The 24,931-nt window shown below is 53.3% G+C and carries 19 protein-coding genes and 1 riboswitch; of the genes, 4 read left to right on the top strand and 15 right to left on the bottom strand.

What is annotated here, in order from left to right; translation table 11 throughout:
* Positions 1-36: 36 nt before the first annotated feature.
* Genes apaH through lptD form a run of 6 tightly spaced genes read right to left on the bottom strand, consistent with a single transcriptional unit; the run spans position 37 to position 6,783 of the window.
* Positions 37-885 carry a bis(5'-nucleosyl)-tetraphosphatase (symmetrical) ApaH gene (gene apaH / locus ACHHZ7_RS06970; protein ID WP_003829612.1) on the bottom strand — a complete coding sequence of 283 codons (849 nt, stop codon included), beginning with the start codon at positions 883-885 and terminating at the stop codon, positions 37-39.
* Positions 886-895: 10 nt separating this feature from the next.
* Positions 896-1,273 (bottom strand): Co2+/Mg2+ efflux protein ApaG, encoded by a 378-nt coding sequence (apaG, locus tag ACHHZ7_RS06965; protein WP_003018867.1) that lies wholly within the window; start codon positions 1,271-1,273, stop codon positions 896-898.
* Positions 1,274-1,275: 2 nt separating this feature from the next.
* On the bottom strand, positions 1,276-2,097 hold the full coding sequence (rsmA, locus tag ACHHZ7_RS06960; RefSeq protein WP_003829609.1) for a 16S rRNA (adenine(1518)-N(6)/adenine(1519)-N(6))-dimethyltransferase RsmA: 822 nt from the start codon (positions 2,095-2,097) through the stop codon (positions 1,276-1,278).
* Positions 2,090-3,082, bottom strand: coding sequence for a 4-hydroxythreonine-4-phosphate dehydrogenase PdxA (gene pdxA / locus ACHHZ7_RS06955; RefSeq protein WP_060682767.1), 993 nt, complete (start codon positions 3,080-3,082; stop codon positions 2,090-2,092). Before pdxA ends, rsmA begins: the two co-directional genes overlap by 8 nt.
* The gene (gene surA, locus ACHHZ7_RS06950; protein WP_003829603.1) at positions 3,082-4,368 is read right to left on the bottom strand and encodes a peptidylprolyl isomerase SurA; all 1,287 of its coding nucleotides are present in this window, start codon (positions 4,366-4,368) and stop codon (positions 3,082-3,084) included. The genes pdxA and surA overlap by 1 nt, the downstream gene beginning before the upstream one ends.
* 54 nt (positions 4,369-4,422) lie before the next feature.
* Positions 4,423-6,783 carry an LPS assembly protein LptD gene (gene lptD / locus ACHHZ7_RS06945; RefSeq protein WP_060682766.1) on the bottom strand — a complete coding sequence of 787 codons (2,361 nt, stop codon included), beginning with the start codon at positions 6,781-6,783 and terminating at the stop codon, positions 4,423-4,425.
* 379 nt (positions 6,784-7,162) lie between these two features.
* Between lptD and djlA the strand changes: the two genes are divergently transcribed.
* On the top strand, positions 7,163-7,978 hold the full coding sequence (gene djlA / locus ACHHZ7_RS06940; protein WP_008786173.1) for a co-chaperone DjlA: 816 nt from the start codon (positions 7,163-7,165) through the stop codon (positions 7,976-7,978).
* Between the two features lie 95 nt (positions 7,979-8,073).
* Here the strand turns inward: djlA and rluA are convergent, their stop codons facing one another.
* The 3 genes from rluA to polB all read right to left on the bottom strand — a co-directional run bounded on the left by rluA (position 8,074) and on the right by polB (position 14,180).
* The gene (gene rluA / locus ACHHZ7_RS06935) at positions 8,074-8,733 is read right to left on the bottom strand and encodes a bifunctional tRNA pseudouridine(32) synthase/23S rRNA pseudouridine(746) synthase RluA (protein WP_060682765.1); all 660 of its coding nucleotides are present in this window, start codon (positions 8,731-8,733) and stop codon (positions 8,074-8,076) included.
* A gap of 11 nt (positions 8,734-8,744) precedes the next feature.
* Complete coding sequence (gene rapA, locus ACHHZ7_RS06930; RefSeq protein ID WP_048236149.1) at positions 8,745-11,651, bottom strand: RNA polymerase-associated protein RapA; 2,907 nt, start codon at positions 11,649-11,651, stop codon at positions 8,745-8,747.
* Positions 11,652-11,828: 177 nt separating this feature from the next.
* Entirely contained in the window at positions 11,829-14,180 is a 2,352-nt protein-coding gene (gene polB, locus ACHHZ7_RS06925; RefSeq protein WP_192463934.1) for a DNA polymerase II, read from the bottom strand.
* A gap of 574 nt (positions 14,181-14,754) precedes the next feature.
* Between polB and ACHHZ7_RS06920 the strand changes: the two genes are divergently transcribed.
* Positions 14,755-15,141 (top strand): DUF4751 family protein, encoded by a 387-nt coding sequence (locus tag ACHHZ7_RS06920; protein WP_395148844.1) that lies wholly within the window; start codon positions 14,755-14,757, stop codon positions 15,139-15,141.
* Positions 15,142-15,181: 40 nt separating this feature from the next.
* Here ACHHZ7_RS06920 and araD read toward each other — a convergent pair whose 3' ends face one another.
* The 3 genes from araD to araB all read right to left on the bottom strand — a co-directional run bounded on the left by araD (position 15,182) and on the right by araB (position 19,196).
* A complete protein-coding gene (gene araD, locus ACHHZ7_RS06915) occupies positions 15,182-15,877 on the bottom strand; it encodes an L-ribulose-5-phosphate 4-epimerase (protein ID WP_060682762.1) in 696 nt (231 codons plus the stop codon).
* Between the two features lie 96 nt (positions 15,878-15,973).
* The gene (araA, locus tag ACHHZ7_RS06910; protein WP_003829590.1) at positions 15,974-17,476 is read right to left on the bottom strand and encodes an L-arabinose isomerase; all 1,503 of its coding nucleotides are present in this window, start codon (positions 17,474-17,476) and stop codon (positions 15,974-15,976) included.
* 10 nt (positions 17,477-17,486) lie between these two features.
* A complete protein-coding gene (gene araB, locus ACHHZ7_RS06905) occupies positions 17,487-19,196 on the bottom strand; it encodes a ribulokinase (RefSeq protein WP_060682761.1) in 1,710 nt (569 codons plus the stop codon).
* A 339-nt stretch (positions 19,197-19,535) separates the two neighbouring features.
* On the opposite strand from araB, the gene araC reads away from it, so the two are divergent.
* Positions 19,536-20,381: an arabinose operon transcriptional regulator AraC gene (gene araC, locus ACHHZ7_RS06900; protein ID WP_003829586.1), complete on the top strand. Its 846-nt coding sequence runs from the start codon at positions 19,536-19,538 to the stop codon at positions 20,379-20,381.
* A gap of 119 nt (positions 20,382-20,500) precedes the next feature.
* Positions 20,501-21,268: a DedA family protein gene (locus tag ACHHZ7_RS06895; protein WP_060682760.1), complete on the top strand. Its 768-nt coding sequence runs from the start codon at positions 20,501-20,503 to the stop codon at positions 21,266-21,268.
* Positions 21,269-21,365: 97 nt separating this feature from the next.
* On the opposite strand, the gene thiQ is transcribed toward ACHHZ7_RS06895, so the two are convergent.
* The 3 genes from thiQ to thiB are packed head-to-tail and all read right to left on the bottom strand — an operon-like array spanning position 21,366 to position 24,617.
* Complete coding sequence (gene thiQ / locus ACHHZ7_RS06890) at positions 21,366-22,064, bottom strand: thiamine ABC transporter ATP-binding protein ThiQ (protein WP_032942352.1); 699 nt, start codon at positions 22,062-22,064, stop codon at positions 21,366-21,368.
* Positions 22,048-23,658 (bottom strand): thiamine/thiamine pyrophosphate ABC transporter permease ThiP, encoded by a 1,611-nt coding sequence (gene thiP, locus ACHHZ7_RS06885; RefSeq protein ID WP_192463933.1) that lies wholly within the window; start codon positions 23,656-23,658, stop codon positions 22,048-22,050. The genes thiQ and thiP overlap by 17 nt, the downstream gene beginning before the upstream one ends.
* Positions 23,634-24,617, bottom strand: coding sequence for a thiamine ABC transporter substrate binding subunit (gene thiB / locus ACHHZ7_RS06880; RefSeq protein WP_060682758.1), 984 nt, complete (start codon positions 24,615-24,617; stop codon positions 23,634-23,636). The genes thiP and thiB overlap by 25 nt, the downstream gene beginning before the upstream one ends.
* A gap of 157 nt (positions 24,618-24,774) precedes the next feature.
* Positions 24,775-24,899: riboswitch (TPP riboswitch) on the bottom strand.
* Between the last annotated feature and the right edge of the window lie 32 nt (positions 24,900-24,931).

The following is a 24,931-nucleotide window of genomic DNA, read 5'->3' as shown; positions in this document are numbered from 1 at the left end:
GGATAAGGTGCGAGCACCGCATCCGGCAAACGACTATCAGGCGTTGACCGCTTCGCCAGGATCCAGATTCAGATGGCGATTTGACGGCTGCACGAAGTACTGTTTGTCTTCCCAGCGCAGACAGGTGAGATCACCTCCCCAGCAACACCCCGTATCCAGCGCGTAAATACCTTCTGGCGTGCCTTTACCCTCCAGCGATGCCCAGTGCCCGAATGCAATGCTGTATGCTTCACTGACAGGTCCAGGAATGGCAAACCAGGGCTTCAGCGGGGCAGGTGCGTCTTCTGGTGACTCTTTGCTGTACATATCCAACTGACCGTTAGGGAAGCAGTAACGCATGCGGGTAAAGGCGTTGGTAATAAAACGCAGGCGTGCCAGCCCGGTCAGTTCCGGGGTCCAGTTATTGGGCATGTCGCCGTACATCGCATCAAGGAAGAAGGGATACGAGTCGCTCGACAACACGGCTTCAACATCGCGAGCACAGTCTTTTGCCGTCTGCAGGTCCCACTGTGGGGTGATACCGGCATGCGCCATCACCAGCTTCTTCTCTTCATCTACCTGCAACAGCGGTTGACGGCGGAGCCAGTTAAGTAATTCGTCGGCATCCGGTGCTTCGAGCAGCGATGTGACCCTGTCTTTAGGTTTATTACGACTGATACCGGCAAATACGGCCAGCAGGTGTAAATCGTGATTACCCAATACTAACCGCACGCTGTCGCCCAGTGATTTCACGTAGCGCAAAACGTCCAGCGAGCCCGGTCCACGAGCGACCAGATCGCCGGTGAGCCATAGGGTGTCTTTTTCGGAATTAAAGTCTACCTGATGCAGCAAGGCTACCAGTTCATCGTAACAACCGTGAACGTCGCCAATAAGGTATGTCGCCATAGTTATTGTTTTAATGAATGAGTGTTGGAACGGCGAGTCGGAATACGGGAATATCGATGGTAAAGGCGATGCCTTGTTCATCGATCATTTCGTAATGACCCTGCATGGTGCCCAGCGGTGTTTCAATCACCGCACCGCTGGTGTACTGGTACTCTTCGCCGGGTTCGATGTGGGGCTGGACGCCAACCACGCCTTCACCCTGAACTTCGGTTTCGCGGCCATGACCATTAGTGATCAACCAATAACGCCCCAACAGCTGCACAGGCGCTCGCCCCAAATTGCGGATAGTTACGGTGTAAGCAAAAACGTAACGTTCATCATCAGGTGAGGATTGCGCCTCAATGTAGACGCTTTGTACCTGAATGCACACTCGGGGCGAATTGATCATGTTTAACTCTCCTTCGATGGCGCGTTTTCTGACAGATAGTTAGCCATCCGGCAGTATTGCGCGACAGAGATATTTTCCGCTCGCATCGCCGGATCAATGCCCAGCTCTGTCAGTACTTCAACGCTAAACAGGTTGCCGAGACTGTTACGTACCGTTTTACGGCGCTGATTAAACGCTTCAGTGGTAATACGGCTCAGCACACGAACATCTTTAACCGGGTACGGCATCGTCGTATGAGGGACCAGACGCACAACGGCTGAATCAACTTTAGGCGCTGGCGTAAATGCGGAAGGCGGTACTTCAAGTACCGGGATCACATTGCAGTAATACTGCGCCATGACGCTTAATCGACCATACGCTTTACTGTTTGGCCCTGCAACCAGACGATTCACCACCTCTTTTTGCAACATGAAATGCATGTCGGCAATGGCATCAGTATAGGAAAAAAGATGGAACATGAGCGGCGTGGAGATGTTGTACGGCAGGTTGCCGAATACGCGCAGCGGCTGTCCCATCGTTTGTGCCAGTTCGCCGAAGTTCATGGTCATGGCATCTTGCTGATAAATCGTCAGCTTAGGCCCTAAAAACGGGTGTGTCTGTAGGCGTGCTGCCAGATCGCGGTCGAGTTCAATGACCGTGAGCTTGTCCAGACGTTCGCCTACTGGTTCGGTCAATGCCGCCAGACCCGGGCCGATTTCGACCATAGCCTGACCTTTCTGCGGGTTGATAGCAGAGACAATACTTTCGATCACAAACTGATCGTTGAGGAAGTTCTGCCCGAAACGTTTACGGGCTAAATGGCCCTGATGGACTCGATTATTCATTGGTATTAACAATCATTTTGATGGCGAGATTAAGCGCCGTAATAAAACTGCCGACATCTGCTTGTCCACGACCCGCGAGTTCAAGTGCGGTGCCGTGATCGACGGATGTGCGAATAAAGGGCAGGCCCAGCGTGATATTCACACCGCGACCAAATCCCTGGTATTTTAGCACGGGGAGACCCTGATCGTGGTACATTGCCAGCACGGCATCCGCGTGGTCGAGATATTTGGGCTGAAACAGCGTATCTGCGGGCAGCGGACCGTTTAATTTCATTCCCTGCGCACGCAGTTCATCGAGTACCGGAATGATGGTATCTATCTCTTCCGTTCCCATATGACCGCCTTCACCAGCATGCGGGTTAAGACCGCACACCAGAATATGCGGATCGGCAATGCCGAACTTGGTGCGTAAATCATGATGCAAAATGCCGATCACTTCCTGAAGCAGGGCGGGCGTAATGGCGTCGGCAACGGCTCTGAGCGGCAAATGCGTGGTTGCCAGGGCAACGCGCAGCTCTTCGGTCGCCAGCATCATAACAACTTTCTTTGCCTGTGAACGCTCTTCAAAAAACTCGGTATGTCCGGTAAACGGGACGCCAGCGTCATTGATAACGCCCTTGTGAACCGGGCCGGTGATCAGCGCCGCAAACTCACCTTGCAGACAGCCATCGCAGGCGCGAGCCAGCGTATCCACCACATATTGCCCGTTTTCTACCGCCAACTGACCCGCGACAACAGGTGCCCGCAGCGCAATCGGTAACAGCGTCAATGTGCCTGCTGATTGCGGTCTGGCTGGGGTATCTGGAGAGTAGGGGAGGAGTGAAAGCGGTAAACCGAGCATCTCTGCCCGGTCAATGAGGAGTGCTGCATCCGCACAGACAACAAGTTCTACAGGCCAATCGCGCTGGGCGAGCTGAACCACCAGGTCCGGGCCAATCCCGGCGGGTTCGCCGGGAGTGATAACAACGCGATGAGCACGAGTCATTAGTTGCTCAGAACTTTAACGTAAGCGCTGGCGCGCTGTTCCTGCATCCAGGTTGCTGCTTCTTCCGAGAATTTACGGTTCATCAGCATACGGTAAGCTCTGTCTTTCTGCGCTGCGTCAGTTTTATCAACGTTACGTGTATCCAGCAGTTCGATCAGATGCCAACCGAAAGAGGAGTGCACCGGGGCGCTCATCTGGCCTTTGTTAAGTTTGGTCAGCGCATCGCGGAAAGCAGGGTCGAAAATATCCGCTGCAGCCCAGCCCAGATCGCCGCCCTGGTTGGCAGAGCCTGGATCCTGAGAAAACTCTTTAGCGGCTGCCGCGAAGGTAGTTTTACCGCTCTTAATATCTGCCGCGATTTGTTCCAGCTTCAGACGCGCCTGCTGATCGGTCATGATCGGCGACGGCTTAAGCAGAATGTGGCGAGCATGAACTTCAGTCACGGAGATGCTCTGGCTTTGGCCACGCATATCGTTGACTTTCAGGATGTGGAAGCCGACACCGGAACGAATTGGGCCAATGATATCGCCTTTTTTCGCAGTGCTTAACGCCTGGGCAAAGATACCCGGCAGCTCCTGAATACGTCCCCAACCCATCTGACCGCCTTTCAGCGCCTGCTGGTCAGCGGAATAAGTAATAGCCAGTTTGCCGAAATCACTACCGTTACGCGCTTCATCAACAACCGAGCGCGCCTGGCTTTCAGCCGCGTTAACCTGGTCGGACGTTGGGTTTTCTGGTAATGGGATCAGAATGTGGCTCAGGTTCAGCTCGGTGCTGGCATCGTTTTGGTTGCCCACCTGTTGCGCCAGGGCATCTACTTCCTGAGGCAGAATGGTGACGCGACGGCGAACTTCGTTGTTACGCACTTCAGAGATGGTCATCTCTTTGCGGATCTGGCTACGATAGGTTGAATAGCTTAAGCCATCCTGTGCCAGGCGGCTGCGCATCTGATCCAGCGTCATGTTGTTCTGCTTGGCGATGTTGGCAATAGCCTGATCCAACTGCTCGTCAGAGATTTTCACCCCCATCTTCTGACCCATTTGCAGGAGGATTTGATCCATGATCAAACGTTCCAGGATCTGATGACGCAGCGTGGCGTCATCCGGTAATTGCTGACCAGCCTGACCTGCATTCAGTTTTACTGACTGCATTAAGCCATCGACGTCGCTTTCCAGAACGACGCCGTTATTGACGACGGCTGCGACTTTATCGACTACCTGTGGGGCAGCGAAACTGGTATTCGCGATCATGGCGATACCGAGAAGCAGCGTTTTCCAGTTCTTCATACTTTTTCCATTATTAATTAACCGCAATGCGGATTACGTAGTAAATCAATCAGATCATAAAGCGCTTTGATACGGCAAAATGTTCGAACGTAACATTTGAGTCGTGCCGAGACCGTAGTTTGAGCTCAGGCCGCGCAGTTCGATATTAAAGCCGATCGTGTTGTCATAAATCGCGTGCTGCATTTTGTCATCCCAACCGTTCAGCTTACGCTCGTAGCCAAAGCGAATGGCGTAACAGCAGGAGTTGTACTGTAAGCCCAACATTGAATCTGCTTCTTTGTTCACGTTGGTATCGAAGTAGTAAGCACCAACAATCGACCAACGATCGGCGATCGGGAAGCTTGCCACCGCGCCCACCTGCGAAATCCCGTTTTTATACTGCTCTGCCGTAGAGTAGTAAGACGGTAGAGTCGCCTGGATATATTCCGGGCTGGCGTAACGGTAATTCAATTGCAGCATACGATTTTCGTCGCGACGGTATTCGATACTGCTACTGCTGGTTGCAACGCTGTCCAGACGCGTGTCGTACTGGATCCCACTGCGTAAACCCCAACGATCGGAGATGCGCCAGTAGGTATCGCCGGCCCATACCAGTGAACCCGTTTTGTCGTCATTCTCCCATTTGATGTTGTCATCGCCGGTGCGAGACTCGGTGAAATAGTAGATTTGACCCACAGAAATATTAAAACGTTCAACGGCCGCGTCATCATAAACGCGAGATGTGACCCCGGTCGTCACCTGGTTGGCAGAAGCAATACGGTCCAGGCCGCCATAAGTACGGTCACGGAACAGGCCGCTGTAGTCAGATTGCAGCAGGGAGGAGTCATAGTTATAGATATGACTTTGGTCGCGATACGGGACGTAAAGGTACTGCGCGCGCGGCTCCAGCGTCTGGGTATAGCCCGGTGCCAGCATTTGCATGTCGCGCTCGAATATCATTTTGCCGTCAACTTTAAACTGCGGCATGACGCGATTGGCTGACTCGTCGAGCTTGTTAACGTTACTCGGGTTGTTGTTGTACCAATCCAGATTGGTCTGCTGATAGTGTGTCGCCAGCAGCTTCGCTTCGGTATTGATACTGCCCCAGTTATTCGACAACGGCAGATTGATCGTCGGTTCCAGGTGAACACGCGTTGCTTCCGGCATGTTGTCATTGGTATTGACGAAATGGACCGCCTGGCCATAAATACGGGTATCAAATGGACCAACGTCATTCTGGTAATAGTTGACGTCTAACTGCGGCTGCGCAGAGTAGCTATTACTGTTTTGTGCGTCGAAGACCTGGAACTGCTTGGTCGATACCGTAGCGTCAAAGTTTTGTACCGCGTAGCCGACGCTGAATTTCTGCGTGGCGTAGCCGTCGGTACTGGAGCCGTATTTATTATCGAAATCGTTAAAGTAGCTGATGTCGCTGACCTTGGTGTAGTCGACGTTGAAACGCCACACCTGGTCCATTACGCCAGCGTGCTGCCAGTAGAACAGCCAGCGACGTGAATTGTCATCATTCGGATGTTCGTCCTCGTACACTTTATCGGAATTCAGATAGTCGAACTCCATCAAGCCCGCACCCGCCTGGGTGAGGTAGCGGAATTCGTTCTCCCACATGATCCCGCCACGACGGTGCATATAATGTGGCGTGATGGTGGCGTCCATATTGGGCGCAATGTTCCAGTAATACGGGAGGTAGAACTCAAAATAGTTATTGGTGGAATATTTTGCGTTCGGGATCAGGAAACCGGAACGGCGCTTATCGCCGACGGGTAACTGTAAATAAGGACTGTAAAAGACCGGAACCGGACCCAGTTTAAAACGGGCGTTCCAGATCTCCGCGACCTGTTCTTCACGGTCGTGGATAACTTCGCTACCGACGACGCTCCAGGTATCTGAACCTGGCAGACAGGAGGTAAAGCTACCGTTTTCCAGAATGGTATAACGGTTTTCCCCACGCTGTTTCATCAGGTCGGCTTTCCCGCGCCCCTGACGGCCCACCATCTGGTAATCACCTTCCCAGATGTTGGTATCTTTGGTATTCAGATTGGACCAGCCCTTCGGTCCCTTCAGAATAACCTGATTGTCGTCATAATGGACATTGCCCAACGCATCGACGGTACGTACTGGCTCCGGCTGGCCTTCAGCCTGCTTCTGATGAAGCTGTACTTCGTCGGCCTGCAGGCGGCTGTTACCCTGTGCGATATCCACGTTGCCGGTAAACACCGCGTCATCGGGATAATTCCCTTTTGCGTTGTCGGCATTGATGGTGACGGGTAACTCATTAGTCTCGCCCTGTACCAGAGGACGGTCATAGCTCGGCACGCCCAGCATACACTGTGAGGCGAGATCGGCTGCCAGGCCCTGATGGCTATAGAGGGCGCTGGCAATCATGGTGGCCAGAAGAGTGGGAATACGTTTTTTCATACGTTGTATTTATTGTTCCATCATCAGTAGCGTCGCGCGTGACAAACGGTCACAGCCTAACTTATCTCATCTTCACTTCGCTAGTATTAATCCTGCCCATTTTATACCCGCCACCTTTCAAGCTGCATCTTCGTTGTCTTCCTCGTTCACCCCAGTCACTTACATGGGTAAGCTCCAGGGGACTCACTACGTTGCCGCCTTGCTGCAACTCGAAATCCAACGGGTATGGCGTTTGTGGTGTTAGGCACGGCATTGAATGACAGGTATGATAATGCAAATTATAGGCGATGTCCCACAATTGACCGCAGCCGTAAATCGGTAAAAGCACCTTATATTGTGGGACATAGCCTGGCTGAGAGCATAAAGATTTGGGGAGTCTATGCAGTATTGGGGAAAGATAATTGGTGTAGCCGTGGCCTTAATGATGGGCGGCGGCTTCTGGGGTGTGGTTCTGGGGCTGTTAGTTGGCCACATGTTCGACAAAGCCCGCATGCGCAAAATGGCGTGGTTTGCCAACCAACGTGAACGCCAGGCGCTGTTTTTTGCCACCACTTTTGAGGTGATGGGACATCTGACCAAATCCAAAGGTCGCGTCACGGAAGCCGATATACATATCGCCAGCCAGTTGATGGATCGGATGAATTTGCACGGTGACTCGCGAACGGCTGCACAACATGCCTTCCGGGTAGGAAAATCGGATAATTACCCATTACGTGAAAAGATGCGTCAGTTTCGCAGCGTCTGTTTTGGTCGATTCGATCTGATCCGCATGTTTCTGGAGATTCAGATCCAGGCGGCATTTGCCGATGGGTCGTTGCATCCTAACGAACGTGAAGTGCTGTATGTGATTGCTGAAGAGTTGGGGATCTCTCGCACCCAATTTGATCAGTTCCTGCGCATGATGCAGGGCGGCGCACAGTTTGGCGGCGGATATCAGCAGCAGTCTGGCGGCGGTGGCTGGCAGCAGGCGCAACGCGGCCCGACGCTGGAAGACGCCTGTAATGTGCTGGGTGTGAAAACGACCGACGATGCGACCACCATCAAGCGGGCTTACCGTAAGCTGATGAGCGAGCACCATCCGGACAAACTGGTCGCGAAAGGTCTGCCGCCAGAGATGATGGAAATGGCGAAGCAAAAAGCGCAGGAAATCCAAAAAGCTTACGAGCTGATTAAGGATCAAAAAGGATTCAAGTGATTGAATTGCCGGATGCGGCTAGCGCCTTATCCGGCCTACGTTAATGAATGTAGGCCGGGCAAGCGAAGCGCCCCCGGCATAAATTGGCTCAGAATTTAAAAATCCGCCGGGACTTTAAACGTCATACTGTTGCCGTATTCGGGATGCGTGATGGTTAACATCTCTGCATGCAGCAACAGGCGCGGCGCTAACGCCAGAGCTTCCGGCGGAGCATAGAAGCGGTCGCCCAGGATAGGATGCCCTAAAGCCAGCATATGCACACGCAGCTGGTGGGAGCGTCCGGTAATGGGTTTGAGCACGACCCGGGCGGTGTTATCCGCCGCGAACTCCACAGCTTCATACTCGGTCTGCGCCGATTTCCCGGTCTCATAACACACTTTTTGCTTTGGCCTGTTTGGCCAGTCGCAAATCAGCGGTAAATCAACCAGACCCTCGGCCGGAGCAGGATGCCCCCAGACGCGTGCGACATACTGTTTTTTCGGTTCGCGCTCGCGAAACTGGCGTTTTAGCTCGCGCTCTGCCGCTTTGGTTAGCGCGACTACAATCACGCCGCTGGTTGCCATATCCAGACGATGCACGGATTCAGCCTGCGGATAATCGCGCTGAATACGCGTCATCACGCTGTCTTTGTGCTCATCCAGACGACCTGGCACAGACAACAAGCCGCTCGGCTTGTTGACCACCATAATGTGGTCATCCTGATACAGGATGACCAGCCAGGGTTCCTGCGGCGGATTGTAGTTTTCCATCCCCATGTATGGCTCCGTTACTGATGCGTCACGACGATCAGGCGCAGGGCATCGAGACGCCAGCCCGCCTGATCCAGGCTTTCCATCACCTGCTGACGGTTGCTTTCAATTGCGCTAAGTTCGTCATCACGGATGTTCGGGTTAACGGCACGCAGCGCTTCGAGACGGGAAAGTTCTGCCGTCAGCTTCTCGTCAGCTTCTTTACGCGCTGCGTCGATCAGTGCGCGGGCTGATTTTTCCACCTGCGCTTCACCGAGTTGCAGAATGGCATGAACATCCTGCTGCACGGCGTTGACCAGTTTGCTGCCGGTGTGGCGGTTAACGGCGCTGAGCTGACGGTTAAAGGTTTCGAACTCAACCTGTGCAGCAAGGTTATTGCCGTTTTTATCCAGCAGCATGCGTACCGGCGTTGGTGGCAGGAAGCGGTTTAGCTGCAGTTGTTTCGGCGCTTGCGCTTCAACAACATAGACCAGCTCAACCAGCAGTGTACCAACAGGTAATGCTTTGTTTTTCAACAACGAAATAGTGCTGCTTCCGGTGTCGCCGGAGAGGATCAGATCCAGACCATTGCGGATCAGCGGATGCTCCCAGGTAATAAATTGTGCATCTTCACGCGACAGGGCGACATCGCGCTCGAACGTAATGGTGCAGCCATCTTCCGGCAGCCCAGGGAAATCCGGCACCAGCATATGATCGGACGGCGTCAGCACGATTAAATTGTCGCCACGGTCATCCTGATTAATTCCGACGATATCAAACAGGTTCATGGCGAAGGCGATCAGGCTGGTATCGTCGTCCTGTTCTTCAATACTCTCAGCCAGCGCCAGTGCTTTTTCGCCGCCGTTAGAGTGGATCTCCAGCAGGCGATCGCGACCTTGCTCTAGCTGTGCTTTCAGCGCGTCATGCTGTTCGCGGCAGGTTTTGATCAGATCGTCAAAGCCCTCGGTATTTTCTGGTTCAGCCAGGTAGCCGATCAGATTGTTATAGACCGTGTCATAGATAGTACGGCCGGTCGGACAGGTGTGTTCGAATGCATCCAGACCTTCGTGGTACCAGCGCACCAGCACAGATTGCGCGGTTTTTTCCAGGTACGGAACGTGAATCTGAATATCATGCGCCTGACCAATACGGTCCAGACGGCCAATACGCTGTTCCAGCAGATCCGGGTTGAACGGCAGGTCAAACATCACCAGATTGCTGGCGAACTGGAAGTTACGCCCTTCGGAGCCGATTTCAGAACACAGCATTACCTGGGCGCCGCTATCTTCTTCGCTAAACCATGCTGCGGCGCGGTCACGTTCAATGATCGACATCCCTTCATGGAATACGGCAGCACGGATACCTTCGCGCTCGCGCAGAACCTGCTCCAGCTGAAGCGCGGTGGTGGCTTTTGCACAGATAACTAATACTTTTTGCGAGCGGTGGCTGGTCAGGTAGCCCATCAGCCATTCCACGCGCGGGTCAAAGTTCCACCAGGTGCCGGTGTCGCCTTCGAATTCCTGATAAATCTGTTCCGGGTAGAGCATGTCGCGCGCCCGGTCTTCTGCACTTTTACGCGCGCCCATAATGCCGGAGACTTTAATCGCCGTCTGGTATTGGGTCGGCAGCGGCAGCTTGATGGTATGCAGCTCGCGTTTCGGGAAGCCTTTTACACCGTTACGGGTGTTACGGAACAGCACACGGCTGGTGCCATGGCGGTCCATCAGCATCGAAACCAGTTCCTGACGCGCGCTCTGGGCGTCTTCGCTGTCGCTGTTTGCCGCCTGCAATAGCGGCTCAATGTCCTGCTCGCCAATCATGTCGCCTAACATGTTCAGCTCATTGTTACTCAGCTTGTTGCCTGCCAGTAGCATGGCGACGGCGTCGGCGACCGGACGATAATTTTTTTGCTCTTCAACAAACTGGGCGAAATCGTGGAAACGGCTCGGGTCCAGCAGGCGCAGGCGTGCAAAGTGACTTTCCATGCCCAGCTGCTCCGGTGTAGCGGTTAGCAGCAGGATGCCCGGCACACGTTCTGCCAGTTGTTCAATGGCCATATATTCGCGGCTGGGCGCGTCTTCGCTCCACACAAGGTGATGGGCTTCATCGACAATCAGCAGATCCCACTCGGCGTCACACAGGTGCTCCAGACGTTGTTTATTACGACGGGCAAAGTCCAGCGAGCAGATGACCAGTTGTTCGGTTTCAAACGGGTTGTAGGCGTCGTGCTGCGCTTCTGCATAACGCTCATCATCAAACAGTGCAAAACGCAGGTTGAAGCGGCGCAGCATTTCGACCAGCCACTGGTGCTGTAATGTCTCCGGGACGATGATCAGCACGCGCTCTGCGGCGCCGGACAGCAGTTGTTGATGCAGGATCATCCCGGCTTCAATGGTTTTACCTAAACCCACTTCGTCTGCCAGTAAAACGCGAGGCGCATGACGACGACCAACATCATGGGCAATGTTCAGCTGGTGAGGAATCAGGCTGGTACGTTGACCACGCAACCCACTCCACGGCATACGGTATTGTTCGCTCTGAAATTTACGGGCGCGATAGCGCAGAGCAAAGCGATCCATGCGGTCAATCTGGCCAGCAAACAGGCGATCTTGTGGTTTGCTGAATACCAGTTTGCTGTCGAGCAGTACTTCACGCAGCATGACTCCGGTTTCTTCGGTATCCAGGCGGGTTCCGATATAGGCAAGCAGGCCGTTTTCTTCTTTTACTTCATCGACATGCAGTTGCCAGCCTTCATGGCTTGTTATCGTATCGCCAGGATTGAACATCACGCGGGTCACGGGGGAATCACTGCGCGCATACAGACGGTTTTCGCCCGTCGATGAGAAAAGTAAAGTGACGGTTCGCGCATCCATGGCGACAACAGTACCAAGTCCCAATTCGCTTTCTGTATCGCTGATCCAGCGTTGACCAAGTGTAAAAGGCATATATGTTCGGCTCTATATCTTTAATTACAGGCAATACTCGTCATTTTCCGGGCTAATCCCCGTTATTGAGAGCATACGACCCCGCTACCAGGCTAATAAATCAGTGGTAGTGGTGTTAAATGGGTCCAGGAATGGAAAGGGCGCTATGGTACTGGATGGCGGCGGTTTCGTCACGCGTCAAAATAACCCCAGTTGTCCTGTGAGTAGTGTAGCAAAATTATCGTCAATAAAGGGAAGAATTCCCTCAGCAACAGGTTGGATCTGGCGGGTCAGATAATGCTCGTAATCGAGCACAGATAGCTGATAATCAACAGGTTCTGGGCCATTGACCGTCCAGACATATTTTATGGTTCCGCGATTCTGATACTGCGGTGGACGCCCCAGTTTTACATTCTGCTCATCGGCAAGTCGCGCGGCACGAACGTGTGGTGGAACATTTCGCTGGTATTCGCTTAACGGGCGGCGCAGGCGCTTGCGGTACACCAGTTGTTCATCCATTTCACCGGCCATCAGACGGGCAATAGTCTCGCGAACAAACTCCTGATAAGGTTCGTTACGAAAAATTCGCAGGTATAGCTCCTGCTGAAATTGTTGGGCTAGCGGCGTCCAGTCGGTTCGTACCGTTTCCAGTCCCTTAAACACCATACGTTGCTCAGCACCGTCCTGAATCATCCCCGCATAGCGTTTTTTACTGCCGGTATCTGCACCGCGAATGGTCGGCATCAGAAAGCGACAAAAATGGGTTTCAAATTCCAGCTCCAGCGCGCTGGTCAGATTTTGTTGCTTCAGCGATTGCGCCCACCAGGTGTTGACATAGCTCACCAGTTCCCGACCAATTCGGGCTGCATCGTCTTCTGAGTGCGCCTTTTTCAGCCAGACAAAGGTGGAATCGGTATCGCCATAAATGACATCGTAACCCTGAGCCTCAATTAACGCTTTGGTCTGGCGCATGATCGCATGGCCGCGCATGGTAATGGACGAGGCCAGTCTCGGGTCGAAAAAGCGACAGGCGGTGGTGCCCAGCACGCCGTAAAATGCGTTCATGATGATTTTCAACGCCTGCGAGAGTGGCTTATTGCCGCGGCGTTTTGCTTCTTCGCGCCCGTGCCAGATCTGAGTAACGATTTCCGGCAGGCAGTGCTTTTCGCGTGAAAACCAGGCGTCAAGGAAACCTTCGGTGCTGTGTTCCGGATCCGGCTGCGCCATCCCTTCGATAAGCCCCACCGGATCGATTAAAAAAGTACGAATTATTGAGGGATACAGGCTTTTGTAATCCAGCACCAGTACGGAGTCGTACAATCCCGGGCGCGAGTCCATCACATAGCCGCCGGGACTGGCGTGCGCGGGGACTTCACCCAGATTCGGCGCCACATAACCCGCCCGGTGCATGCGCGGAAGGTAGAGGTGGCCGAAGGCGGCAACCGAACCACCGTGACGGTCGACCGGCAGACCGTTGACCGTCGAGCGCTCCAGCAGAAATGGCATGATCTCGGTTTTATGAAAAATACGCGTGACCAGCTCACAGTCTTTGAGATTGTAGGTGGCGAGCGCGGGTTTATCTTGGGCAAACCGACGGTCAATTTCGTCCATTCGGTCCCACGGGTTATCAATCGACTTGCCTTCACCCAGCAATTCTTGCGACACCGTTTCCAGCGAGAATGACGAGAAATTCCAGAACGCTGATTTTAGCGCCTCAATACCGTCGATAATCAGGCGCCCCTTAGCCTGAGCGAAGAATACGCCGTTCTTGAAGCCATGCTCGCGCCACTCAAGCTCGCTGCTATCACGACCAAAACGCAGGGGAATGCGGTAACGTTCGGCGTGCTTTTGCAGGACGCGTAAATCGAATTGCACGACGTTCCAGCCGATTATCACATCAGGATCGTGACGGGCAATCCAGTCATTGAGTTTTTCCAGCAACTGCGGGCGGCTTGCAACGTACTCAAGTTCAAAATCAAGCGTAGAGGCGTCGCCGTTTGCCGGGCCGAGCATATAGACAATACGTTGCCCGCAGCCTTCAAGACCGATGCAATAGAGTTCGCCGTGGCGCGTGGTTTCGATATCCAGCGATACCCATTTTAGCGGTGGTCGATAGTCAGGGTTCGGCTTCAGGCGGGCATTCACCAGCATGTCATTATGTCTGTCGCCTTCGACCCAAACAGGGGAGGTGATAAAGCGCTCCATCAGATACCGCTCAGGTGGGCGTACATCGCCCTCATAGACGGTGACTGCGTTTTCGCGCAGCAGTTTTTCCAACCGCATGAGCTGGCGATGTGAGCGGCAATACAGGCCGGAAACAGGATGGCGGTGGAAGTCTTGCAATTGCAGCGATTTCAGGCGATAGCCGTTTTCAGTGCGTAATAATGACATTACGCGAGGAACCTGACTGGTGGGAATAAACGCGACCGACTCCTGAGGCGCGAGCGTGACCTGCAGCGGCCCATCGTCTGTCGCCAGCCAGAATGAGACCTCAGTTCCCTGCGGGGTGTCCCGCCAGTGCCGGGTTAAAATAAAACCTGCTTGCGCCACGCTGCGTATCCGTCAAAAAACCAGGCATTATTATAGCCTGGTTCTGATAGATTAGCTGTGATTTTATACAGTTGTCATGCTCAGAAGAGGTTACTGCCCGAAATACGCTTTCCTGAGTAAAATAATTATTCCTACCTGACAATGTTATCTTCATATGCAATATATGAATAAAATAGCTTTGATAGGCTACAGATAGATATGTTATAGCTGGTATTTGTACATTAGTTTCCATTAATTACGCTGTTTATGTTTTAATTGTTAATTACAAGTTCGTTTTCATACTTTTTATGATTTTTAGGAATAGTGCTCATTTGATTTTGCTACATATTTCTCGGATTAGTGAAAAAATTATATTTTTATTTGTTTTTATTAGCTGTTAGTGTAAAACTTTCATTCGAAATGTTTGGGTCATTATCTTAAATATAATATATTTAAATGGGATTGTTATTGTTCTAAATAAACAATTTCAATTCAATTTCGTCGGGAAATTCTCTGTGAATATAATTTTATTTTTTTCGATGGCTTGTGCATTTTTTTGTCCTTTTGATATTAATTTTGAAAAAATGGAGTTTTTATGAACGTTCTTTCCAAACATCAGTTTGGCATTAAATATCAGAACTATGTGTTTGTTAACACAATGATTTCTAATCCAGCGATTAAAACTGTGAGCAAATATATTTTATATAAAACATGGGGCGGTAAGTTGTGGAATGCTGAAATTATTGAAAATGGTAGCGCTTTTTTTCACTGGCAGGGTAATGACAAAAGTAAGGGGCACAAAGATACAGTGATTAATTATCTGCTGAACGGGCAGAAGTGGCAGGCGACGATTACAGATTATGTCTTTTTCCATTGTCTGGAAGGAAATAAGTCTCATGGACACTATGATAATGTAATTAATTATATCTGTTCAAATGATTGTGTATACCAAGGTTCATTCGCCGAATATTATAGCGAATAACTATAAAGGAGCGCGTAGATTATCTGCGCGCTTATTTCTTTTACTGCCCGTAATACGCTTTTGCACCGTGTTTGCGCAGGTAGTGTTTATCTAGCAGGGTTTGCTGCATATCCGGTAACTGCGGCGCGAGCTGGCGACAGAAGATCCCCATATAGGCGACTTCTTCCAGCACGATGGCGTTATGCACCGCATCTTCGGCATTTTTTCCCCAGGCAAATGGACCGTGAGAGTGCACCAGCACGCCAGGCATCTGTGCGGCGTCAATACCTTGTTTTTCAAAGGTTTCAACGATTACGTTACCGGTTTCCCATTCATATTCGCCGTTGATTTCTTCGTCGGTCATTTTGCGTGTGCAGGGAATCGAACCGTAGAAATAGTCCGCATGGGTGGTCCCCGTTGCCGGAATCGACTGACCCGCCTGTGCCCAGATGGTTGCATGGCGCGAATGGGTGTGAACAATGCCGCCAATGGTCGAGAACGCCTGATACAGCAAACGGTGTGTTGGGGTATCGGAGGAGGGCTTTTTCGTGCCTTCAACGACTTCCCCAGTGGCGATACTGACAACAACCATATCGTCTGCGGTCATGACGCTGTAATCGACACCGGAAGGTTTAATCACAAACACGCCGTGCTCGCGATCGACGGTGCTAACGTTTCCCCAGGTCAGCGTCACCAGGTTGTGCTTTGGCAGCGCCAGATTCGCTTCCAGTACCTGACGTTTAAGATCTTCTAGCATGTTAACTCCTGAATGCCGGATGGCGCTTCGCTTATCCGGCCTACGTAATTTGTAGGCCCGGTAAATGAAATGCCACCGGGCAATCCGTTTCACCAATTAACGTTTGAACCCGTAATACACTTCGTTCCAGCGCAGCGCGTCCTTAAAGGCCGGCAGGCGGGTATCGTTATCGATCACCGCGATCTCGATATCGTGCATTTCAGCGAACTGACGCATGTCGTTCAGATCCAGCGCGTGGCTGAACACGGTGTGGTGCGCGCCACCGGCCAGGATCCAGGCTTCAGAAGCGGTTGGCAGATCCGGTTGAGCTTTCCACAGCGCGTTAGCGACAGGCAGTTTTGGCAGGGAGTGCGGCGTTTGTACCGTGTCGATGCAGTTAACCAGCAGGCGATAGCGATCGCCGAGATCGATCAGGCTGGCAACCACTGCCGGGCCGGTTTTGGTGTTGAAGATCAGACGGGCAGGATCGTCTTTACCACCAATGCCGAGGTGCTGTACGTCGAGGATCGGTTTCTCTTCCACCGCGATGGACGGGCACACTTCCAGCATGTGCGAGCCGAGCACCAGATCGTTGCCTTTCTCGAAGTGGTAGGTGTAATCCTCCATAAATGAGGTGCCGCCCTGCAGACCGGTTGACATCACCTTCATGATGCGAAGCAGAGCGGCGGTTTTCCAGTCGCCTTCGCCCGCAAAGCCGTAGCCTTGCTGCATCAGACGCTGTACGGCCAGACCAGGGAGCTGTTTCAGGCCGTGTAAATCTTCAAATGTGGTGGTGAAGGCGTGGAATCCGCCCTGTTCCAGGAAGCGCTTCATCCCCAGTTCAATACGGGCCGCTTCCAGGACATTCTGACGTTTTTCACCGTGGACTTGCGTCGCCGCCGTCATGGTGTATGTGCTTTCGTACTCATCGATTAGCGCGTTGATTTCACCGTCGCTAATTGCGTTCACTACCTGCACCAGATCGCCCACGGCCCAGGTGTTTACCGAGAAGCCGAACTTGATCTGCGCAGCGACTTTATCGCCATCGGTGACCGCAACTTCACGCATGTTGTCGCCAAAACGGCAGACTTTCAGGTGGCGGGTATCCTGTTTGGACACGGCCTGGCGCATCCAGGAGCCAATGCGTTCGTGCGCTTGTTTATCCTGCCAGTGACCGGTGACCACGGCATGCTGCTGACGCATACGCGCGCCGATGAAGCCGAACTCACGACCGCCGTGCGCAGTCTGGTTCAGGTTCATAAAGTCCATATCAATGCTGTCCCACGGCAGGGCGGCATTGAACTGGGTGTGGAACTGCATCAGCGGCTTGTTGAGGATAGTCAGGCCGTTAATCCACATTTTGGCCGGGGAGAAGGTATGCAGCCAGACCACCATACCTGCACAGCGATCGTCGTAATTCGCGTCACGACAGATAGCGGTAATCTCATCAGGGGAAGTGCCCAGCGGTTTTAATACCAGCTTGCAGGGCAGTTTGGCTTCAGTATTCAGTGCGTTAACGACGTGCTCGGCATGTTGGGTTACCTGACGCAGGGTTTCAGGGCCATACAGATGCTGGCTACCAATCACAAACCACACTTCATAGTTATCAAAAATCGTCATTGTCGTGTCCTTAATGTGTCAGGGTTGCCAGGTCTACCGGGGCTTGTTGCGCCGGAGCGGCAGTCGGAAGGTATTGCTGTTCAGCGCTTACTGCCCACTGCTGATAGCGGCGGTAAAGCTGTTCAAAACGTTGAGCCTGCTCTGGGCGAGGTTGCAGCGTGTTTTCCACGGCGCTTGCCATCTGCTGCTGAGCGGCAGGGATATCGGCGTGTACTTTCGCGGCAACGGCGGCGAAGATAGCCGCACCGAGTGCGCAGCACTGGTCTGAAGCGACAATCTGTAGCGGACGGTTCAGCACGTCACAGCAGGCCTGCATGATGACCGGGTTCTTGCGCGCGATACCGCCAAGCGCCATCACGTTGTTAACCGCAATGCCTTGTTCGGTGAAGCATTCCATAATGGCGCGCGCGCCAAAGGCCGTGGCGGCAATCAGACCACCGAACAGCGCTGGCGCGTCGGTTGCCAGGTTCAGATCGGTAATCACCCCTTTCAAACGCTGGTTGGCATTGGGCGTACGGCGACCGTTGAACCAGTCGAGCACGACCGGCAGATGCTCCAGTGATGGATTTTTCGCCCATGCTTCGGTGAGTGCAGGTAGCAGCTGTTTTTGACTGGCTTTAATCTGGGTCTGCAGTTCCGGATGCTGTACGGCAAGCTGTTCCAGCGGCCAGCTCAGCACGCGGCTAAACCAGGCATAGATATCGCCGAATGCAGACTGACCAGCTTCGAGACCAATAAAATTAGGTACCACGCTGCCATCAACCTGGCCGCAAATGCCTTTCACCGCACGCTCGCCAACGCTTTGCTTGTCGGCAATCAGAATGTCGCAGGTTGACGTGCCGATGACTTTCACCAGCGTGTTAGGCTGTGCACCTGCGCCGACCGCGCCCATATGGCAGTCAAAAGCACCGCCTGCAATCACCACACTTTCCGGTAGTCCCAGACGCTGTGCCCACTCGGTGCACAGGGTGCCAACCGGCAGATCCGCGGTGAAGGTATCGGTAAACATTGGGTATTGCAGATGGCGGTTGAGGATGGGGTCGAGTTCGTCAAAGAAACTGGCTGGCGGCAGACCACCCCAGCTTTCATGCCACAGGGATTTATGCCCGGCGCTGCAGCGACCGCGACGAATATCCTGTGGGCGTACGGTGTTGGAGAGCAGGGCCGGAACCCAGTCGCATAGCTCAATCCACGAAACCGCAGCCTCGGCAACTGCGTGGTCCTGACGAGTTACATGCAGAATTTTGGCCCAGAACCATTCGCTGGAATAAATGCCGCCGATATAGCGGGAGTAATCGATCTTGCCCTGTGTATGGCACAGGCGGGTGATTTCTTCGGCTTCTTCTACTGAGGTGTGATCTTTCCACAGGACGAACATCGCATTCGGGTTTTCCGCGAACTCCGGACGCAGCGCCAGTACATTACCGTCTGCATCGATGGGTGCCGGGGTTGAGCCGGTACTGTCAACGCCAATCCCGACCACTTCCGCGCGTTGTTCCGCGCTCAGCTCGGCCAGGACGGTTTTCAGCGCCGCTTCCATGGACTCAATGTAGTCGCGCGGATGATGGCGAAACTGGTTGTTTGGGCCATCGCAATACTGCCCTTCCTGCCAACGTGGGTACCACTCAACGCTGGTGGCGATCTCTTCGCCGGTGGCACATTCCACCGCCAAAGCGCGTACTGAATCACTACCAAAATCGAGGCCAATTGCAATCGCCATCGTCTTACTCCATCCAAAAATACGGGTATGGATAAACAGTAGTGAGTAGCGATAAAAACCGTCAGGCAGGATCCGCTAATCTTATGGACTAAAATGCTGTGGCATCACAAAGTGTGACGCTGTGCAAATAATCAATGTGGACATTTCTGCCGTAGTTATAGACACTTTTGTTAGCCGATTTTGACGTTGGCGTAGTACATGTTTTTTACAAAGAGCTTTTCACAAGCGGGGTTGGTGGTCCATTACCGCAAATACAGCGGCCCGCAGGGGCGACAGCGATGATGTCTGGCGTAATATGGACAAATTGTTTCTTGGCAGGACGTAGGGAGTATTGAAATTATGGCTGAAACGCAAAACGATCCCCTGTTGCCTGGTTATTCGTTTAACGCGCATTTGGTGGCCGGATTAACCCCCATTGAGGCGAACGGATACCTGGATTTTTTTATCGACAGGCCGCTGGGTATGAAGGGTTATATCCTCAATCTCACCATCCGTGGCGAAGGGGTTATCAATAATCAGGGCAAGCAGTTTGTCTGCCGGCCTGGCGATATTCTGTTGTTTCCACCTGGAGAAATTCACCACTACGGGCGCCACCCTGATGCCAGCGAGTGGTATCACCAGTGGGTTTACTTTCGTCCGCGCGCCTACTGGCAGGAGTGGCTGACCTGGCCGGCCATTTTTGGCCAGACCGGCTTTTTCCGCCCGGATGAAGCGCATCAGCCGCATTTTAACGAACTGTTTGGGCAGATAATTAACGCCGGGCAGGGAGAAGGTCGTTATTCCGAACTGCTGGCGATTAATTTACTGGAGCAGTTGTTGCTCCGACGTATGGAAGCCATCAATGAATCGCTACACCCGCCCATGGACAACCGCGTCCGTGATGCCTGCCAGTACATCAGCGATCACCTGGCGGACAGCAATTTTGATATCGCCAGCGTCGCGCAGCACGTCTGCCTGTCACCTTCCCGTTTGTCGCATCTGTTCCGTCAGCAGTTGGGGATCAGCGTATTAAGCTGGCGCGAGGACCAGCGCATCAGCCAGGCGAAGCTACTGCTGAGTACCACACGTATGCCTATCGCCACCGTAGGTCGCAATGTTGGTTTTGACGACCAGCTCTATTTCTCTCGTGTTTTCAAAAAATGTACCGGTGCCAGTCCGAGCGAGTTTCGCGCTGGATGTGAATAAAAAGTGAATGATGTATCCTGAAAGTTGTCATAACTCGCAATCTATTCAGACAATTGATGGCTTGACGAAGTTGAGAGGGGTTATCAAAATCCCTGCTTCGTAAATTTGACGGACACATTATGCAAGCATTGCTGGAACACTTTATTCTCCAGTCCGCCCTGTACTCTCTGATCGCCGTACTTCTGGTGGCTTTTTTGGAGTCGCTGGCGCTGGTTGGTCTGATTCTGCCCGGGACCGTGATGATGGCGGGGTTGGGCGCGCTGATTGGCAGCGGCGAACTGAACTTCTGGCATGCCTGGCTTGCGGGCATTGTCGGCTGCCTGTTGGGGGACTGGATCTCCTTCTGGTTGGGCTGGCGCTTTAAAAAGCCATTGCACCGTTGGTCGTTCATGAAAAAGAACAAGGCGTTGCTGGATAAAACCGAGCACGCCCTGCATCAACACAGCATGTTTACCATTCTGGTAGGCCGTTTTGTCGGACCGACGCGCCCGCTGGTGCCGATGGTAGCAGGCATGCTGGATCTGCCTGTCGCTAAATTTATCGTCCCGAATATTATTGGCTGCGTGCTGTGGCCACCGTTCTACTTCCTGCCGGGGATCCTGGCGGGAGCGGCAATTGATATCCCTTCTGATATGCAGAGCGGGGATTTTAAATGGTTGCTGCTGGCGACGGCGGTGTTGCTCTGGGTGGGCGGCTGGTTTTGCTGGCGGCTATGGCGTAGTGGCAAAGCGGCTGTTGATCGCTTAACGACGTATTTCCCCCGCAGCCGTTTGCTGTATCTGGCGCCGTTAACGCTCGGGATCGGCGTGGTCGCGCTGGTGGCGTTACTGCGCCATCCGCTGATGCCGGTGTATATCGACATTCTGCGTAAGGTTGTAGGTTACTGACGATACCTTTGCCGGATGGCGGCTTCGCCTTATCCGGCCTACAAAATGTGCGACCTACAGGCCGGATAAGGCGTTCACGCCGTCATCCGGCAACGCATTATGCTTTAATGCCCAATAGCGCCGAGGCGCTGGCGTTGCCGCTTAACAGATCGTCCGTTTTGCCCTGCCACGCGATGCGCCCGTCGGCGACCACAATCGAGCGGGACGCAATTCGCGCGGCATCTTCTACGCTGTGAGAAACCATCAGCAACGTCAGCTGCTTCTCGCGACAGACTTCGGCGACCAGCGTTAGCATCTCCTGGCGCAGCGCGGGATCGAGCGCTGAGAACGGTTCATCAAGCAGTAAAATAGGTTGTTCTCGCACCAGACAACGCGCCAGCGCCACGCGCTGCCGCTGCCCGCCGGAAAGCTCACCGGGGAGGCGTTCCAGCAGAGAGTCGAGTCCCATTTGTTGAGCGATGTGGTGCATTTTCTCCCGCTGCGATGTGTTCAGCTTCAATCCCGGATTCAGGCCCAGGCCGATGTTTTGCTGTACGCTCAGATGGCTGAACAGGTTGTTTTCCTGAAACAGCATGGATACGGGTCGGCGTGAGGGCGGCGTGGTGGTGTGATCTTCACCGTCAATCATCATGGTACCGCTGGCAGGCGTGAGAAAGCCGGCAATCAGATTCAGCAGCGTACTTTTCCCGGCACCGCTGGGCCCGAGTACAGCTATTTGCTCACCGCGCGTGACCGACAGCGTAAAGCGCATAGGCAAATGGTGATAAAGCCATGTGATATCAATCAGTTTTAACATTTTGACCCGGCAATTTCTCAATAACGGTAAACAGCGTAAAGCACAGGATCAGCAGTAATAACGCCGTAACCGCGCCATCCTGACTGCGATAAGAGCCAATCTGCTGATATAAATAAAATGGCAGGGTACGGAAATCCTCATTACCAAATAATGCCACTACGCCAAAATCGCCAATCGACAGGACGCAGGCAAACGCCATCGCCTGCGCCAGCGGGCGCTTCAGGGCGCGCAGTTCAACCACTTTCAGACGCGACCATCCCTCAATGCCTAACGACTGGCACAACATACTGTAGCGCGCAGTGACGTCACGCATTGGGTTTTCCAGTACCTTCAGTGCATAAGGGATCGCCATCAGCGCATTGGTAAAAATGACAATACCGTCGGCAGATTCGGGAAGCCCAATGGTATTATTGAGCAGCAGAAAGAAGCCGGTTGCCAGCACGATGCCCGGCATGGCGAGGATCATCATGCCGCTCAACTCCAGCATCTGACCTGCCAGCAGTTGCTGTCGGGCACGAAGTTCACGACTGCTCCATAACAGCATCATAGTGAGCACGACGCATAACGCTCCTGCTGCTAATGCGATGCGCAGCGAGGTTCCCAGCGCCTGCCACAGCACTGGCTGCATCAGTACATCCAGAACCTGGCGGTTTAAGCCATCGACAATCACCGCCAGCAACGGCGGCAATAACAGCAACAGGGCAAGAATAATCAGGATTGCGTCAGCCAGTCGGCTGTGCAGGCGATCGTCGGGATCGCGCCAGCCTTGTACCAGGGTAGCACCGGGAGCAATCGCCCGGCTCAGACGTTGACTGAGGAGCACCAGCGCCAAACAACAAACCATCTGGATCAACGCCAGCATGGCTGCGCGGGCAGGATCGTAATCAAAATTCAGCGCCTGATAGATAGCCAGCTCGATGGTGGTGGCCTGTGGCCCGCCGCCAAGCGACAGAACGGTGGCGAAACTGGCGAAGCACAGCATAAAGATGAGTGCCGCGACGGGCAGGATCTGACGACGCAGCCATGGCCATTCAACAAAACGGAAGAAATGCCAGCCACGCATACCCAACTGAGCGGCTAACTGCCGCTGTTCGCCGGGAATATTCTCCAGCGACTGTAACAGCAGGCGGCTGGCCATCGGCAGATTGAAAAAGACATGCGCCAGCAGAATGCCCTGCAAACCGTATGGCGAAAACGTCCACTCCAGCCCGAATGTATGCCAGAGCGAGGCCAGCCAACCCTGGCGACCGTAGACGCTAAGAATACCGAATACCGCGACCAGCACTGGCAGGATTAACGTCATCGCGCACAGGCGCAGCAGCGCCAGACGTCCTGGAAAACGGCGACGATAGAGCGCTCTGGCAAGGAAAATCGCCGGGACAACCGACAACACTGCGGATAAAAAAGCCTGCCAGAAAGAAAAGCGCACCACGTGCCACAGGTAGTCATCTTGCCACAGCGAGAGCCATTCTCCCTGCGGGGCGTTAAACCACAGTGCCAAAAATGCGGCCAGGGCAACGGCCACCATCAGCGTGGCGGCGGTAAGCCCTGGAACCAGCCAGCCGGGGATTAACGGCTGACGGCGCGTTGCCATTCGCTAATCCATGCCTGACGTTGAGCCGCAACCTGCTGCGGCGAAAATTCCAGCGCGGTGGTCGGTTTATTCAGTTGCTCGAATCCTGGCGGTAGGGCGACTTGCGTCACGGGATACATCCAGTTGCCGGTCGGAATCGCATTCTGGAATGCCGGGGATACCATAAACTTCAGGAATTTCTCGGCCAGTTCCGGCTGCTTGCTGGCCGCGGTACGGGCGGCGACTTCCACCTGCAAATAATGGCCTTCGCTAAAGTCGGCTGCGGCGTAGTTGTCTTTTTTATCGGCGATGATGTGATAGGCCGGAGAGGTGGTGTAGCTGAGCACCAGATCGCTTTCACCTTTAAGGAACAGGCCGTAGGCTTCGCTCCAGCCCTTGGTGACGGTGACGGTTTTGGCTGCCAGTTTCTGCCACGCCTCTGGCGCTTTATCGCCATAGACTTTCTGCATCCATAGCAGCAGACCCAATCCCGGCGTGCTGGTGCGCGGATCCTGATAAATGACGCGCCATTTTTGGTCGCTCTCTACCAGTTCTTTCAGGCTTTTGGGCGGATTCTTCAGCTTGTTCTTATCATAAACGAAGGCGAAATAGCCGTAATCAAACGGAACGAAGGTATCGTTTTTCCAGCCGCCGGGTACGTTAACGGCGTCGTTTGCAACACCACTTTTGGCAAACAGTTTGGTTTTTGTAGCGGCTTCCAGAAGGTTGTTATCCAGACCCAGTACGACGTCGGCTTTGCTGTTTTTTCCTTCCATTCGCAAGCGGTTAAGCAGCGAAACGCCATCTTCCAGCGCCACCAGTTTTAGCTCGCAGTTGCAGTCAGCTTCAAAGGCTTTTTTGATTGTCGGGCCCGGGCCCCAGTCAGCTGCGAACGAGTCGTAGGTATAGACGGTCAGTACAGGTTTAGCGAAGGCAGGCGCTGCGCACAGCAGTAAAAGCGGAAGACATTTTTTAAACACTTTGCACCTCATAAAGTAAAACTCTAAATAATTCGAGTTGCAGGAAGGCGGCGACGCAGCGCATCCCCAGGAGCGTACAGGTAGTACGTGACTGGGGTGAGCGAGGAAAGCCAACGCATCTGCAGCTTGAAATATGACGAGTTAGGTGGCAAAGGACTTGAGCTACAGCCTCAAATCCCTTCGCCGGCATTATCCGGATCAGGTTCGACGGGTATCTCTCAGCCCATACACAGATCGAATGATTTTGTGTATGTTTTTTATTTAGCACCCCGTTGAGAACGGCGTTAGTGTAGTGATTTTGTTGCTGGGCGGCA

Source organism: Citrobacter freundii complex sp. 2024EL-00216 (assembly GCF_043945515.1).
GTDB lineage: Bacteria > Pseudomonadota > Gammaproteobacteria > Enterobacterales > Enterobacteriaceae > Citrobacter > Citrobacter portucalensis.
This window is presented reverse-complemented; position numbering and strand designations above follow the sequence as displayed.